12 protein-coding genes and 1 pseudogene are annotated in these 14790 nt (G+C 66.1%); 10 read left to right on the forward strand and 3 right to left on the reverse strand.

What is annotated here, in order from left to right; genetic code table 11:
• Positions 1-30: 30 nt before the first annotated feature.
• From Q7V45_RS21365 to Q7V45_RS21380, 4 genes are all read left to right on the forward strand, one after another.
• A complete protein-coding gene (locus Q7V45_RS21365) occupies positions 31-1005 on the forward strand; it encodes an NAD-dependent epimerase/dehydratase family protein (protein ID WP_304855869.1) in 975 nt (324 codons plus the stop codon).
• 293 nt (positions 1006-1298) lie between these two features.
• A complete protein-coding gene (locus Q7V45_RS21370) occupies positions 1299-3068 on the forward strand; it encodes a M3 family oligoendopeptidase (protein ID WP_304855872.1) in 1770 nt (589 codons plus the stop codon).
• 147 nt (positions 3069-3215) lie between these two features.
• Positions 3216-4568 carry an AarF/ABC1/UbiB kinase family protein gene (locus Q7V45_RS21375; protein ID WP_304855874.1) on the forward strand — a complete coding sequence of 451 codons (1353 nt, stop codon included), beginning with the start codon at positions 3216-3218 and terminating at the stop codon, positions 4566-4568.
• Between the two features lie 76 nt (positions 4569-4644).
• Positions 4645-5478 carry an NAD-dependent epimerase/dehydratase family protein gene (locus Q7V45_RS21380; RefSeq protein ID WP_370692639.1) on the forward strand — a complete coding sequence of 278 codons (834 nt, stop codon included), beginning with the start codon at positions 4645-4647 and terminating at the stop codon, positions 5476-5478.
• Positions 5479-5985: 507 nt separating this feature from the next.
• Here Q7V45_RS21380 and Q7V45_RS21385 read toward each other — a convergent pair.
• Positions 5986-7611, reverse strand: a complete 1626-nt coding sequence (locus Q7V45_RS21385; RefSeq protein WP_304855875.1) for a thiamine pyrophosphate-dependent enzyme — start codon at positions 7609-7611, stop codon at positions 5986-5988.
• Between the two features lie 44 nt (positions 7612-7655).
• Between Q7V45_RS21385 and Q7V45_RS21390 the strand changes: the two genes are divergently transcribed.
• Positions 7656-8312 carry a vancomycin high temperature exclusion protein gene (locus tag Q7V45_RS21390; RefSeq protein ID WP_304855876.1) on the forward strand — a complete coding sequence of 219 codons (657 nt, stop codon included), beginning with the start codon at positions 7656-7658 and terminating at the stop codon, positions 8310-8312.
• Between the two features lie 172 nt (positions 8313-8484).
• On the opposite strand, the gene Q7V45_RS21395 is transcribed toward Q7V45_RS21390, so the two are convergent.
• On the reverse strand, positions 8485-9489 hold the full coding sequence (locus Q7V45_RS21395) for a 2-hydroxyacid dehydrogenase (RefSeq protein WP_304855877.1): 1005 nt from the start codon (positions 9487-9489) through the stop codon (positions 8485-8487).
• A gap of 143 nt (positions 9490-9632) precedes the next feature.
• Here Q7V45_RS21395 and Q7V45_RS21400 point away from each other — a divergent pair, with 143 nt between their 5' ends.
• The 5 genes from Q7V45_RS21400 (at position 9633) to Q7V45_RS21420 (ending at position 14176) form a co-directional block, all read left to right on the forward strand.
• Positions 9633-10781 carry a Re/Si-specific NAD(P)(+) transhydrogenase subunit alpha gene (locus Q7V45_RS21400; RefSeq protein WP_304855878.1) on the forward strand — a complete coding sequence of 383 codons (1149 nt, stop codon included), beginning with the start codon at positions 9633-9635 and terminating at the stop codon, positions 10779-10781.
• Positions 10782-10790: 9 nt separating this feature from the next.
• Positions 10791-11213, forward strand: coding sequence for an NAD(P) transhydrogenase subunit alpha (locus tag Q7V45_RS21405; protein ID WP_296322225.1), 423 nt, complete (start codon positions 10791-10793; stop codon positions 11211-11213).
• A gap of 16 nt (positions 11214-11229) precedes the next feature.
• The gene (locus Q7V45_RS21410) at positions 11230-12636 is read left to right on the forward strand and encodes an NAD(P)(+) transhydrogenase (Re/Si-specific) subunit beta (RefSeq protein ID WP_304855880.1); all 1407 of its coding nucleotides are present in this window, start codon (positions 11230-11232) and stop codon (positions 12634-12636) included.
• A 236-nt stretch (positions 12637-12872) separates the two neighbouring features.
• Entirely contained in the window at positions 12873-13565 is a 693-nt protein-coding gene (locus tag Q7V45_RS21415) for a tetratricopeptide repeat protein (protein WP_304855881.1), read from the forward strand.
• Positions 13566-13630: 65 nt separating this feature from the next.
• Positions 13631-14176, forward strand: coding sequence for an HAD family hydrolase (locus Q7V45_RS21420; protein ID WP_304855882.1), 546 nt, complete (start codon positions 13631-13633; stop codon positions 14174-14176).
• 530 nt (positions 14177-14706) lie between these two features.
• Here Q7V45_RS21420 and Q7V45_RS21425 read toward each other — a convergent pair.
• Positions 14707-14790: pseudogene (locus Q7V45_RS21425) on the reverse strand (30S ribosomal protein S21); the annotation flags it as partial.

Raw genomic sequence — 14790 nt, forward strand, 5'->3', positions numbered from 1 at the left:
TCGAATGAAATGTTGTAAGCGTCCGCCGCCATGACCTCCGTCCTCGTCACAGGTGTCGCCGGTTTCGTCGGCTCCCACGTCGCCCGCGCCCTGCTGGCGCGAGGCGAGTCGGTCGTCGGGATCGACAATTTCAGCGACTATTACGACCCTGTCCTGAAGTTCGCCCGGCTGAAGCCGCTGCGCGAGACGGCCGGATTCACCTTCGTCGAGGGCGATATATCGGACCGCGAGACGATGACGGGGCTGGCCGACCGTCATGGCGATCTCGACCGGATCGTCCACCTGGCGGCCCAGCCGGGCATCCGCCATTCCAGGATCGACCCCTATATCTACGTGCAGACCAACGTGATGGGGCATCTCGTCCTGCTGGAGCTGGCGCGCCGGCTCGGGCCGCGGCTCAGGCATCTGGTCTATGCCTCGTCGTCGTCCGTGTATGGCGGCAACGACAAGATCCCCTTCGCCGTCGGGGACCGGGTCGACCATCCGGTCTCGCTGTATGCCGCGACCAAGCGCTCCGGCGAGCTGATGACCGAGACCTACGTGCACCAGTACGGGCTCAAGGCGACCGGCCTGCGCTACTTCACGGTTTACGGGCCCTGGGGGCGGCCCGACATGTCGCCGTACATCTTTGCCCGGGCGATCCACGAGGGCCGGACGATCCCGCTCTATCACCACGGCAAGCTGAAGCGCGATTTCACCTACGTCGACGACATCGTGGCCGGCACCCTGGCGGCGCTCGACCAGCCGCCCGCGACCGCCGGACACCGGCTGTACAATCTCGGCGGGTCGCGCAGCGAGGAGATCCTCGACGTCATCGCGCTGTTCGAGAAGGCGCTGGGCCGGAAGGCCGTCATCGAACTCAAGCCCGGCGAGCCCGGCGACATGCCGGAAACCGCCGCCGACATCGACGCCACGACCCGCGATTTCGGCTGGACCCCCAAGGTCAGCGTCGAGCAGGGCATCCCGCTCTTCGTCGACTGGTTCAAGGCCTACAATCGTCTTTAAAGGCGTAATTGCTCGGGTTTTGAACGACGCGAAAGGTCCCTCACTGCGTTCGGGATGACAATTGTGCTTGGATTGGCGCGGTGTGTCGCTGCAGAAAATGCTGTCATCCCGAACGCAGTGAGGGACCTTTGAGTCACATGCCATAGCCGTGAACGCACCTATCGTGCGCACGGCTTCGAGCCGGCGCCCGTCGAACCGGGAAGCGTGGTAGATCGGGGGGCCGCGATCCGGCAGGCCCTCTAGCCACGTAGCAGGTCGCGCCCCATATCAGGGGCGACGCAGGGAGTTTGTGGATGAACGTTGTGCTGGGCGATCTGCCGACCTGGAACTTGGCCGACCTCTATTCCAGTCCGAGCGGGACGGATCTCACCGCGGACCTGAAGCGCGCGGCCACCGAAGCAGATGCGTTCGCCAAGGACTATGAGGGCAGGATCGTCGGACTCGATGGCAAGGCGCTGGGCGGGGCGATCGTCCGCCTCGAGGCGATGAGCGACCTGCTGGGCCGGATCGGCTCCTACGCCCAGCTCTATTCCGCCCAGGACCTCTCCGATCCCGAGCGTAACCGCTTCGCGCAGGACATCTCCGAGAAGCTGAACGACATCGGCTCGAAGCTCCTGTTCTTCCGGCTCGAGATCAACAAGATCGAGGATGCCGACCTCGCCGAGAAGCTGAAGGCGCCGGAACTCGTCAAGTACGGGCCGTGGCTGCGCGACGCGCGCCTGTTCCGGCCGCATCAGCTCTCCGACGAGCTGGAGAAGTTCCAGCACGACCAGTCGGTGGTCGGCAGCAGCGCCTGGTCACGTCTGTTCGACGAGACGATCGCGCGGCTGCGCTATCCGTTCGGCAACGAGATGCTGACGGAGCCGCAGATCCTCGACAGGCTGTCGAACAAGGACGCCGCGGTGCGCAAGGAGGCCGCCAAGTCGTTCGGCAAGGTGCAGGGCGACAACATCGCCGTCTTCTCGCTGGTGACCAACACGCTGATCAAGGACAAGGAGATCGACGATCGCTGGCGCAAGTACGCCCGCCCGCAATCGTTCCGGAACCTGGCCAACGTGGTCGAGGACGAGGTCGTCGATGCGCTCGCGGCCTCGGTAAAGGCGGCCTACCCGAAGCTCTCGCACCGCTATTACAAGCTGAAGGCCAGGTGGTTCGGCGTCGAGACGATGCCCTATTGGGACCGCAACGCGCCGCTGCCCGAGCATGACGACCGCACGATCCCGTGGCCCGAGGCCGAGAAGATCGTGCTCGATGCCTACAATGCCTTCTCGCCGGAGCTGGCCGATGTCGGCCGCAAATTCTTCGGCAGCGGCTGGATCGACGCGCCGGCGCGGCCGGGCAAGTCGCCGGGCGCCTTCGCCCATCCGACGGTGCCGTCGGCCCATCCTTATCTTCTGCTGAACTACCAGGGGAAGGTGCGGGACGTGATGACGCTCGCGCACGAGCTGGGCCACGGCGTGCACCAGGTGCTGGCGGCCAAGCAGGGCCCGCTGATGGCCGACACGCCGCTCACCCTGGCCGAGACCGCCTCGGTATTCGGCGAGATGCTGACCTTCCAGTCGCTGCTCAAGACCGCGCCCGACAAGGCGACGCGCAAGGCGATGCTGGCCGGCAAGGTCGAGGACATGCTGAACACGGTGGTGCGGCAGATCGCGTTCTACGATTTCGAGTCCCGCATCCACATGGCGCGCCGCGAGGGCGAACTCACGCCCGACGCGATCGGCGAGATCTGGATGGCGGTGCAGAAGGAGAGCCTCGGTCCGGCCTTCACCTTCGACGACGAGTACAAGCACTATTGGTCCTACATCGGCCACTTCATCCACTCGCCGTTCTACGTCTACGCCTATGCGTTCGGCGACTGCTTGGTGAACTCGCTCTACGCCGCCTACCAGGCCCAGCCCGACGGTTTCCAGGAGAAGTATCTCGACATGCTGCGGTCGGGCGGCGTCAAGCGCCACAAGGAACTGCTGGCGCCGTTCGGCCTCGATGCCTCCGATCCCGCCTTCTGGGACAAGGGGCTTGAGGTGATCTCGGGCTTCATCGACGAACTCGAGAAACTCTGACGTGGCCTCAGCACCAAAAGACCTCATGCTGAGGAGGCCGCATCGCGGCCGTCTCGAAGCATGGGAACGCGCACCCCTATCTTTGCCCACCCTTCGAGACGCGACCCTGCGGGCCGCTCCTCAGGGTGAGGTGGTTTTGTAGGAATCATGGCCTCTGATGAAGGTGACTCTCTCGGCGGGCGGCTCGGGCGCTATGCGCGGGTCGGCACGTCGGTCGGCGGGCTGGCGGTCAAGCTGGCGGGGCAGCGCTATCTCGGCTTCAACCTCGACCGCGACAAGCACGCCGGTGAGCTGAAGGCGGCGCTGGGCGGACTGAAAGGTCCGCTGATGAAGGCGGCGCAGCTGCTCGCCACCATCCCCGACGCGCTTCCGCCGGAATATGCCCGCGAGCTGGCGCAGCTGCAGGCCAACGCGCCGGCGATGGGCTGGGCCTTCGTGCGCCGGCGCATGGCCTCGGAACTCGGGCCGGACTGGCAGGCGAAGTTCGCCCGCTTCGACAAGGAGGCGTCGTTCGCCGCCTCGCTGGGGCAGGTCCATCGCGCGACGCTGCTCGACGGGCGCGAGGTGGCGGCCAAGCTCCAGTATCCCGACATGTCCTCGGCCCTGGAGGCCGACCTCAACCAGCTCAAGCTCGTGTTCGCGATCGGCCAGCGCGTCGATCCGGCGATCCGGACCGACGAGATCCACGCCGAGATCACCAACCGGCTGCGCGAGGAACTCGACTATCGCCGCGAAGCCCGGCATGCGGCCCTCTACCGCCACATGCTGCGCGACGAGGCCCAAGTCCATGTGCCGGGCGTGGTCGACTCGCATTCGACCGAGCGTCTCCTCACCATGGACTGGCTGCAGGGCGAGCCTTTGCTCAACTGGAAGACGCGCTCTCAGGAGGAGCGCGATGCCTTGGCCATCGCCATGTTCCGTGCCTGGTACGTGCCGTTCTATTTCTACGGCGCCATCCACGGCGATCCGCATCTCGGCAACTATTCGGTGCGGCCCGACGGTTCGGTGAACCTGATGGACTTCGGCTGCATCCGCATCTTCCCGCCGCGCTTCGTGCGCGGCTCGATCGAGCTCTATCGCGCGCTGATGACCGACGACGAGGCGCGCGCCGTCGCGGCCTACGAGGATTGGGGGTTTACTGGCCTCAGCAAGGAGATGATTGCGATCCTCAACCGCTGGGCCGCGTTCCTCTATGGCCCGCTGATGGATGATCGCCCGCGCCGTCTCACCGAGGGCATGGCCGAGGGCTATGGCCGCGAGATGGCGCAGAACGTGTTCGGCGAGTTGCGCAAGATGGGCGGCGTGCGGCCGCCGCGCGAGTTCGTGTTCATGGACCGCGCCGCCATCGGCCTGGGCTCGGTGTTCATCCATCTCCGCGCCTCGATCAACTGGCACCAGCTCTTCGAGGGACTGATCGACGGCTTCGACGTGGACGCGCTCGCCGAGCGGCAGGACCTCGCGCTGAAAGAGGCCGGGCTCGAGGACGCGCTCCAGCCGTGAACGTCCTGGTGACCGGCTCCTCGGGCTGGCTCGGCCAGACCCTGTGCCAAGGCTTGGGCGCGACGGGCACAAGGTGGTGGGCCTCGATCAGGAGCCGGGCGCCACCACGACGGTCGTGGGCTCGGTCGTCGACCGCGCACTGGTCCGTCGTGTCATCCGCGACGAGGGCATCACGGCCATCGTGCATGCCGCGGCGCGCCACAAGCCGCATATCGAGACCCATGACAATTCGGAGTTCGTCGCCGTCAACGTGCAGGGGACGTTGAACCTGCTGGAGGAGGCCGTGGCGCCGGGCTCGACCGTCGGCCGCCTCGTCTTCACCTCGACGACCTCGCTCATGATCTCGCAGGAGATCCGCGCCGGGAAGGCGGGCGGGGCGAAGGAGGCGGTGTGGATCGACGAGACGATGGCGCCGCTCAAGCCACGCAACATCTACGGCGTCACCAAGCTCGCCGCGGAAGAGCTGTGCCGCCTGTTCAATCATCTGCACGGGCTGCCGGTCCTGATCCTGCGCACCTCGCGGTTCTTCCCCGAGGAGGATGACATGGCGCATGCCATCAAGCAGTCGGGCGAGAACACCAAGGCCAATGAGTTCCTGTTCCGCCGGCTCAGCGTCGAGGATGCGGCCGAGGCCCATGTCGTGGCACTGGCCAAGGCGAAGGAGGTCGGCTTCGACACCTTCATCGTCTCGGCGCCGACGCCGTTCACGCGCGACGATTGCCACGACTTGATCGCCGACGCGCCCTCGGTGGTCGCCCGCCTGTTCCCCGAGTACCGCGCACTCTATGAGCGGCGCGGTTGGACGATGTTCGACACGATCGACCGGGTCTACGATGCCGGAAAAGCGGAGCGTGTCCTGGGCGTCAGGTGCCGTACCGACTTCGGCGCGATCCTCGCAGGGTTACGATAGCGGTAACAAAATTCGCTTTCCGGCGTTTCATCGGAATGCGTACTTCCACGCCCAAACGGCTTCTGACGGCGGCCGTGCTCGTCGCGGTCGTGGTTGAGCCGCAGCATTCATGATCAATTGCTTCCCCATTCAAATGCAGGGCGGTCCGGGGAAAATCACGCGCGATTTGGGATAGGGAAAATTGTCATCCCGAGCGCAGCGAGGGACCTTTATCGGTGGCTTTAAAGGTCCCTCGCTGCGCTCGGGATGACAAAGTGCGTACAAATCGAGCCGGCTGGAAAAAACGCGGGGGCCTCTGTCGGACACTCCCTGGATTGTAACGTAGCGTTGCCGCTGCTAGCGATTTGAGGGACCTCTTTAATCTTTCCCCGGACACTCCTGCGTCATACGGGGCGATAGGGTCAGGCTCGTCGTCACCGCGAATCCTGACCCCTCCGTCGTCGTGAGACGACGACACCTCCCCATTTGAATGGGGAGGACAGTGATCCTACTTCAGCCGGAAAGACTCTAGCCTCTGACCTTCGGCATCATGATGAGGTCCCAGGGGCTGGGGACGTCGCCATGCGGGACCCAGACGAGGGCGGGCGCATTGAGCGCGAAGGCCTTGTGCAGGGCATCTTCAAGCTGCCTGGCATCGAGCGCCTTGAACGAGGCGATGCCGAAGGAATCGGCCAGCTTGCCGAAATCGGGATTCTGCAGGTCCGAGGCGATCAGGCGGTTGCCGTAGCGCTCCTGCTGGATGCGCTTCACGTTGCCGAAGGCGCCGTTGTCGAACACCACGACCACCACGGCGATGTTGTGCCGAACGGCGGTCGCCAGCTCTCCCACCTGGTACATGAAGCCGCCGTCGCCGGCGATCGCCAGAACCTTGCGGTCGGGCATCGCTGCCTTCGCGCCCAGAGCCGTGCCGAACCCCCAGCCGAGATTGTCCTGGTAGCCGGGCGACAGGAACGTGCGCGGCTTCTCGATCGGCAGCGCGACGCGCGAGGCGAAGCCCATCTGCGAGACTTCGTCGACGAAGATGCCGTCCTCGGGCAGCGCGTTGCGGATCGCCTTCAGGAAGGAGAGTTGCGGCTCGAGCGTCGACAGGCGCCCGGCGAACCAGGCGCGATGGCCGTTCAGCTCCTCGGCGCGCGAGGTGCGCTTGCGGTTGTGGCGGGCGAGGGCCGCGATCAGCGCCCGAAGTTGCGGAGCGGCGTCGCCGACCAGGGCTGCATCGGGCTTGCGGAAGCGCTCCGGTTCGTCGGGATCGATGTCGACCCGCACCACCTTGAGCCTGTCGTCGATGCCCCAGCTGCCGTTCTGGATGAAGAAGCGCGTGCCGACTGCCAGCACGGCGTCGGCGTCCTTCCACAGGCGATGGCCGATCGGCATGTCGACGGCGAGCCGATGCGAGGAGGGGACGATGCCGCGGCCGCGCCGGTAGGAGCTGACCGGCGCCTCGAGCATCTCGGCGAGCCGGATGATCTCGGCGGACGCGTCCATGGCGCCGCCGCCCAGCACGATGATCGGTCGCTCGGCCTGGCCGAGGATCCGCGCGGCCGTCTCGACCGCCTCGTCGTCGATCGACTCCGGTGGTAGCGGCAAGGGCGCGTCTGGGATCACCACCTCGCTGCGCCTGGCCCAGGTATCGAGCGCGCATTCCAGCGCGACGGGACGTGGGCGGCCCGAGGTGGCCTGCCAGATCGCCTGACTGACCAGGGTCGGCGCTTCCTGCGGGCTGCGGATGCGCTCGGCCCATTTGGTGATGTGTCGCATGAGGCCGAGCTGATCGTGGATCTCGTGCAGGTGACCGTGGCCCCGGTCGATGTCGGCCTGCGGGATCTGGCCGATCAGGCCGATCACCGGCGCATTCATGCCGTAGGCCGTGAGCAGCGCCGCACCGGCATTGAGCAGGCCGGGACCGGGCACGACCCCGAAAGCCTGCGGCTTGCCGGTGGCGAGCGCCGCGCCCAGCGCCATGTAGGCCGCCGTCTGCTCGTGGCGCGGATGGATCACCCGCAGCCGGTCCGAAGCATGATAGAAGGCGTCGAACAGCGGATCCTGGTGCAGGCCAGGCAGGGCATAGATCGTGTCGAGGCCGTGCAGCAGGAGGGTTTCGACCGTGGCTTCGGCGGTGCTGAGGCGGGGCATGCTGGCTCTCTACGGGTTGACGGGAGTGCGATCAGGGCGATGACATGCGGTTGATGTTGTACGCGGTGCTCGCGCTGGGCGCGATGGCCCTCCTGATGTCGCTCCTGTCATGGCTGGCCGAGCGCCGGCTCGAAACCCTGGCCGCGGCCTACATCACCGACGATCCGGCGAGGCTTCCCGACGTGCCGGTGGCGCTCGTGCTCGGGGCCGCCCCGATCGGTCCGGAGGGCGGGCCCAATCGCTACTTCGTCTACCGGCTCGATGCGGCGGCCGCGCTCTACAAGGCCGGCAAGGTGAAGTACCTGCTGGTGAGCGGCGACAACAGCCGTGCCGACTATGACGAGCCGACGGCGATGCGCGAAGGCCTGATCAAGCGCGGTGTGCCGGCGGAGGCGATCTACCGGGATTTCGCGGGTCTTCGCACCCTGGACTCGGTGCTGCGCGCCGAATCGGTCTTCGGCCAGACGCGCATGATCATCGTCTCCCAGCGCTTCCACCTCTCCCGCGCGATCTTCCTCGCGCGCGAGCAGGGGATCGAGGCCTGGGGCTTCGAGGCCCAAGATGTGAAACGCGCCTACAGCCTCATGACCGAGCTGCGGCGCTACCCCTCTGCCCTGCGGGCTTACTTCGACGTCTGGTTCGACACGCCGCCGAAGTACACGGGGGCGAGCGTCGTTATCGGAAAAGATCCGCCGAATTAGAGTCTTTCGGCTTCAAGTCGATCCACACGACCTCATCCTGAGGAGCGGCCGCAGGCCGCGTCTCGAAGGATCGGCAACAGGCGCGGTGCTCGTGCCCATGCTTCGAGACGCGCTCCTGCGGAGCGCTCCTCAGCATGAGGTTGGTGGTGATTCTATCGATCTCGGAAAGACTCTAACGAGGCTTCGGTGCGTCCGGAGAGTTGGCCCAGTCGCGGAACTCGGGCACCGGGGAGACGACCGGCCTGCCGGCGAAATGGTTGTCGAGGTTGCGGCAGACGAGGTCGGTCATGCGGCGCTGGGCGTGCTGCGTGCCGCCGCCGAAATGCGGTGTCATCACCAACTTGTCGAGTTCGAGCAGCTCGGTGCCGGTGTAGGGTTCCTCGTCGAACACGTCGAGGGCCGCGCCTTCGATGATGTCGTTGCGCAGCGCGTCGGCGAGGGCCGCCTCGTCGACCGCCCAGCCGCGCGAGATGTTGACCACGTGGCCGCGCGGGCCCAGCGCCTTCAGCACCTCGGCGTTGATGATGTGCCGGTTGGAGGCATCCGACCGCAGGCAGACGATCAGGTAGTCGCACCAGGTGGCGAGCGCCATCACGTCCGGGAAATACGGGAAGTCGACATCGGTGCGCTTGCTGCGGTTGCAGTAGCCGATCTCGACGTCGAACCCCTTGAGGCGCCGGGCGACCTCCAGGCCGATGGCGCCCAGCCCCAGGATGCCGACCCTGCCGCCGGTCAGGCCGGCGATGGCGCCGAAGCGGTTGGGGATGCGCTGCTTCCACTCGCCGCGACGGATCATCTTGTCGGCGCGGACCAGGCGGCGGGTCGAGGCCAGGAGAATGCCGACCGCGAGTTCCGCCACGTCGGGCGCATTGGCGTCTGCGCCGTGCGTGACCATGATGCCGCGCCGGCGCGCCGCTTCGAGATCGACGCGCTCGTAGCCCGTACCGTAGCAGCAGAACAGCGAGAGCCTGGGCAGGGCCGCCATCATCGCGTCCGAGATCCCGACGCTGCCGGTGCTGACGATCGCCTGCACCGTGGCCGCGGTGCCGGGCGGGATGTCGGCGACGGTGGGCGTGGGATTGTCCATGTGCCCGATGATCTTGCAGCGCTCACCGAACGAAGCGAGCGTCGCCTTTGTGAAATGGAAGCCGGTCAGGATGTGCGGTTGGTCAGCCATGGTCGAGGCGTAGCATGGGAGATGGGAGCGGGTAAGCCGAAGGCGTCCGCGCGGCGAAAAACCGGCTTGGCAAAGAACGGATCGCTGTGCAAGGTGCAGCGCTCGAAGCGTCCCGCCGCGTTCAAACGGATCTGAAGCGCTCCATGAAAATCGCCATCATCAAAGAACGCAGGCCCCACGAAACCCGTGTGGCCGCCACTCCAGAGACGGTCAAGAAGCTGAAGGCGCTGGGCGCGGAGATCACGATCGAGGCAGGCGCCGGAACGGTCGCCGCCTATACCGACCAGGCCTACAGCGAGGCCGGCGCGACGATCGTGCCGGACGCGGCCTCGGCCATCGCCGCGGGCGACATCGTCTTCAAGATCCAGCGGCCGATGACGGCGGAGGAAGGGCTCGACGAACTCGGCCTGCTGCGCCAGGGCCAGACCCTGATGGCGCCGCTCGGGGCGCTGACCAACAAGGAGCTGGTGCAGGCACTCGCCTCGCGCGGCATCACCTCGTTTGCACTCGAGCTGATCCCGCGCATCACGCGTGCGCAGTCGATGGACATTCTGTCGTCGCAGGCCAATCTGGCCGGCTACAAGGCCGTGCTGGTGGCCGCGAACAATTACGGCCGCATCTTCCCGCAGATGATGACGCCCGGCGGCACGCTCGCGCCATCGCGCAGCTTCATCATGGGCGTGGGCGTGGCTGGCCTGCAGGCGATCGCCACGGCGCGGCGCCTCGGTTCGGTCGTCACCGCCACCGACGTGCGCCCCGCCACCAAGGAGCAGGTCCAGTCGCTCGGCGCCAAGTTCGTGGCCGTGGAGGACGAGGAGTTCAAGGCGGCCGAGACCGCGGGCGGCTACGCCAAGCAGATGAGCCCCGAGTACCAGGCCAAGCAGGCGGCGCTGGTGGCCGACCACATCAAGCTGCAGGACATCGTGATCACCACGGCGCTGATCCCCGGCCGCAAGGCGCCGGTGCTGGTGACCGAGGAGATGGTCAAGACGATGAAGCCCGGCTCCGTGATCGTCGATATGGCGGTCGAGCAGGGCGGCAACTGCCCGTTGTCGGAGTTCGGCAAGGTGGTCGAGAAGTACGGTGTGAAGATCGTCGGTCCGGCCAACCTTCCGGGCGAGCTGGCGACCGACGCCTCGGCGCTGTTCTCGCGCAACCTGCTGAATTTTATCACGCCGATGGTCGACAAGGAGACCAAGGCGCTCACGATCAACCTCGAGGACGAGGTCGTGAAGGGCACGCTGGTCACCCGCGACGGGCAGATCGTGCATCCCTCGCTGACCCAGGCTTAGGAGCGGCCCATGGACGACAAGATCGCAGGCGAGGCCTCCAAGCTCGCGACCCAGGCGCAGGACGTCGCCGCCCAGCTCAAGGCCCTGGCGCAGCAGATCACCGACGCGGCGGCGGCGAGCCCGGTCGCCATCCCCGACGGCCACATGCCGTTCGTGGCGCTGCTCACCATCTTCGCGCTGTCCTGTTTCGTGGGCTACTACGTGGTCTGGCGGGTGACGCCGGCGCTGCATTCGCCGCTGATGGCGGTCACCAACGCGGTCTCGTCCGTGATCATCGTGGGCGCGCTGCTGGCGGCCGGCCTCAAGGGGCTGGGCGCGGCGCAGCTCTTCGGTTTCATTGCCGTGGCATTGGCCGCGGTGAACATCTTCGGCGGGTTCATCGTCACGCACCGGATGCTGTCGATGTTCAAGAAGAAGCCGGTCAAGAAGTAGTCGGCGGGAGCAAGGGATGTTCACCCAGGAACTGGCCGCCTACGGCTATCTGATCGCCGCCATCTGCTTCATCATGGCGTTGCGCGGCCTGTCCTCGCCGACGACCTCGCGGCAGGGCAACCTGTTCGGCATCGTCGGCATGGTGGTGGCCATCGGCGTCACCGTGCTGTCGCCCGGCGTCCTCTCGCCCTGGCTGATCCTGGCCGGCCTGGTGATCGGCGGCGCGATCGGCACGTTCGTTGCCTTGCGCATCCAGATGACGGCCCTGCCGCAGCTCGTGGCGGCCTTTCATTCACTCGTGGGTCTCGCGGCGGTGTTCGTCGCGGCGGCGGCCTTCATCTCGCCCGAAGCCTTCGGCCTGGGCGTGCCCGGCAAGATGAAGGTGCAGAGCCTGATCGAGATGGGGCTGGGTACCGCCATCGGCGCCATCACCTTCACCGGCTCGGTCGTGGCCTTCGCCAAGCTGCAGGGTCTGGTCTCGGGCTCGCCGCTGATCTTCAAGGGCCAGCATCCGCTGAACGCGCTGCTGGGCATCGCGCTGGTCGTGCTGCTGGTCTGGTTCGCGATGCGTGGCCACACCTCGACCTTCGTCCTGCTGATCGTGCTGTCGCTGGCGCTGGGCTTCCTCCTGATCCTGCCGATCGGCGGCGCCGACATGCCGGTCGTGGTGTCGATGCTCAATTCCTATTCGGGCTGGGCGGCGGCCGGCATCGGCTTCACCCTGGGCAACACGGCGCTGATCGTGACCGGCGCGCTGGTCGGCTCCTCGGGCGCGATCCTGAGCTACATCATGTGCAAGGGCATGAACCGCTCGATCTTCAACGTGATCCTGGGCGGCTTCGGCACCGACAGCGCGGCGGCCGGCGGGCCGGCGGCGAAGAACGACAAGCCGGTCAAGGCCGGCTCGGCCGAGGATGCGGCCTTCCTGATGAAGAACGCGCAGTCGGTCATCATCGTGCCGGGCTACGGCATGGCGGTGGCGCAGGCCCAGCACGCGCTGCGCGAGATGGCCGACCTCCTGAAGAAGGAAGGCGTGCAGGTGCGCTACGCCATCCATCCGGTGGCCGGCCGCATGCCCGGCCCCATGAACGTGCTGCTGGCCGAGGCCAACGTGCCCAACGACGAGGTCTTCGAGCTCGACGACATCAATCGCGACTTCGCCTCGACCGACGTCGCCTTCGTGATCGGCGCCAACGACGTCACCAACCCGGCCGCCAAGACCGACCCCAAGAGCGCGATCTACGGCATGCCGATCCTCGACGTCGAGAAGGCCCAGACCGTGCTGTTCGTGAAGCGCGGCATGGCCTCGGGCTATGCCGGCGTCGACAACGAACTGTTCTTCCGAGACAACACCATGATGCTCTTCGCCGACGCCAAGGTGATGTGCGAGAACATCGTGAAGTCGCTGGAATCGACGCACTGAGCCGGCCTGCGGTCCTTGGCATCGTAGCGACGCTGCTCGCGTCGCCGGTCCTCGGCCAAACGCAGGACAGACCGAGTCCGCCCTGTAGCGGTTCAGGTCGTACACCAGCCGTCATCGCTGCCTGCAGCGCCTTTCTGGCGGATAAGTCACGGAGTGCTGCGGCTGTCGCCGAGGCGCTTCGCTGGCGCGGCAAAGCCCGTTACGAGAGCAAGGATGCGGACGGCGCAATCGCTGACTTGAGTCTGGCCCTGAGCTTCGACCCCCAGGATCGCACGGCGCTTTCAAATCGTGGAAGCGCGTATGCAATGCTGGGTGCTTTCGACATGGCCTTCTCGGATTTCAGAGCCGTACTGTCGATCGACCGCGACGACTTCAATTCCTGGCTAGGCTTGCTCAGCATCTACTGGCAGCAGAAGCGCTACGATCTTGCGATAGAAGCGATCGACGAGGCCATCCGGATACAGCCGCAGAATGGCGCGCTTTACCTGACACGGGGCTATGTCTACCGGGACAAGGGCGATCTTGATGGCGCAATTTCCGATTTCGACAAGGCAATCTCGGTGTTGCCCAACTACAGCTACATGCTGACGGATCGATGCGTTCTGCTGTCGATGGTGGGGCGGCATGCCGAGGGACTTGCGTCATGCGAAGCGGCCATTGCCAAATGGCCTGATCAGGCGGGCGGCTACTTCGCCAGGGGAATCGTCAATCTGCACATGAAGCGCGCCGACGATGCGATTGCCGATTTCGACAAGGCCATCGCCATCGGATCGCCGGCTGCGACGACGCCGGCTTCGCCACTCTATGGCCGAGGCGTCGCCAAGCGTCTCAAGGGCGATAATGCGGGCGGCGACGCTGACATGGCGGCGGCGCAGGCCGTCGATCCGCTCGTCGTCGAGAGAATGCGGAAATCAGGAGTGAAACCCTGACTACCAACTACCGTGCCGTCATCTTCGATATCGGCGGCGCGGTCGATCTTGAGTTTGCGTGGGAGATGGCGCTCGACGGCGCTATTGCCTCGGCCTGCGGGATGGAAGGCATTCGCGTCGATCCGGCGATGGTGGAAGAGGCGTCCGAGCAGGCCGTGGCCGCCTTCGCGCCCGATGTCGTGCACCACATGATCGAGACGCTGTGCGGCGGCGAGCCCACGACGGTCGCGCGCGTGGTGCGGAGGGTCGAGGCCATGACGGGGCAACTCGATGCCTTCCAGATTCGGCCCGAAATCGAGGACCTGCTGAAGCGCCTCAAGGGGCGAGGTCTGGTGCTGTGTGCAGTCGAGCCCCGCTGGGAGCGCCTGGAGCGGGCCGGGATCGCGGAGCTGTTCGCGCGCGATCACGACGTCCCGCCGGTCGAGTGCATCCTGGTCGGCGATCGCATCGATACCGACATTGCGCCGGCCAAGGCGGCCGGCATGGCGACCATCCAGTTCCGATCGGGGCGCTGGCGACGCCAGCGGCCACGCTCGGCGGCCGAAACACCCGATGCCGTCGTGACCGATGTCGCCGAGCTGGAGGCGGCGATCGCTGCGCTCGTGGCTTGAGGAGAGCGCCCGCGCCTTCTTAGCTCACCGCAGTCGAATACGGAGGAATGACATGTCTCCCAAAAACGAGCCGAACTCCGGGAAGCCTCGCACATGCGCTTCGGTGGCTGAGTTGAGACAAGCGGTGGAGGAAGCGCTTGCGGATCCGACGCCAAGCGTTCCGGCCCGAGAAGTCTTCCGCCGACTACGTGATCGTCATGCGGCGGCATTCGTTGCTGCTTCATCGAAGCCAGAGTGATCTCGCGATACAATGTAAAGATCCCTCACTGCGTTCGGGATGACACCGTTTGTTTGATCGGCGCACTGCGCAAATCCCAACCAAATTGTCATCCCGAACGCAGTGAGGGACCTTTCACCTACTCCGCCCTCTTTGGGCCAGATGCGATTGCCTTGCTGTGGTGCTCAAGCTCGCGAGTAGCCACGGCAAGAGCGCAACTGGAGTTGCGCGCTCCGTTGGCCCTTCCGTTGCCGGACCAAACAAAAACCCCCGGGGATGCCGGGGGTTGTCGTCTCGTGCGAGGAGGGGAGGACTAGTAGCCCTCGCGCTCCATGCGCTTGCGCATCAGCTTGCGGGTGCGGCGGATGGCCTCGGCGCGCTCACGGGCGCGGCGCTC

Source organism: Reyranella sp. (assembly GCF_030651995.1).
Lineage (GTDB): Bacteria > Pseudomonadota > Alphaproteobacteria > Reyranellales > Reyranellaceae > Reyranella.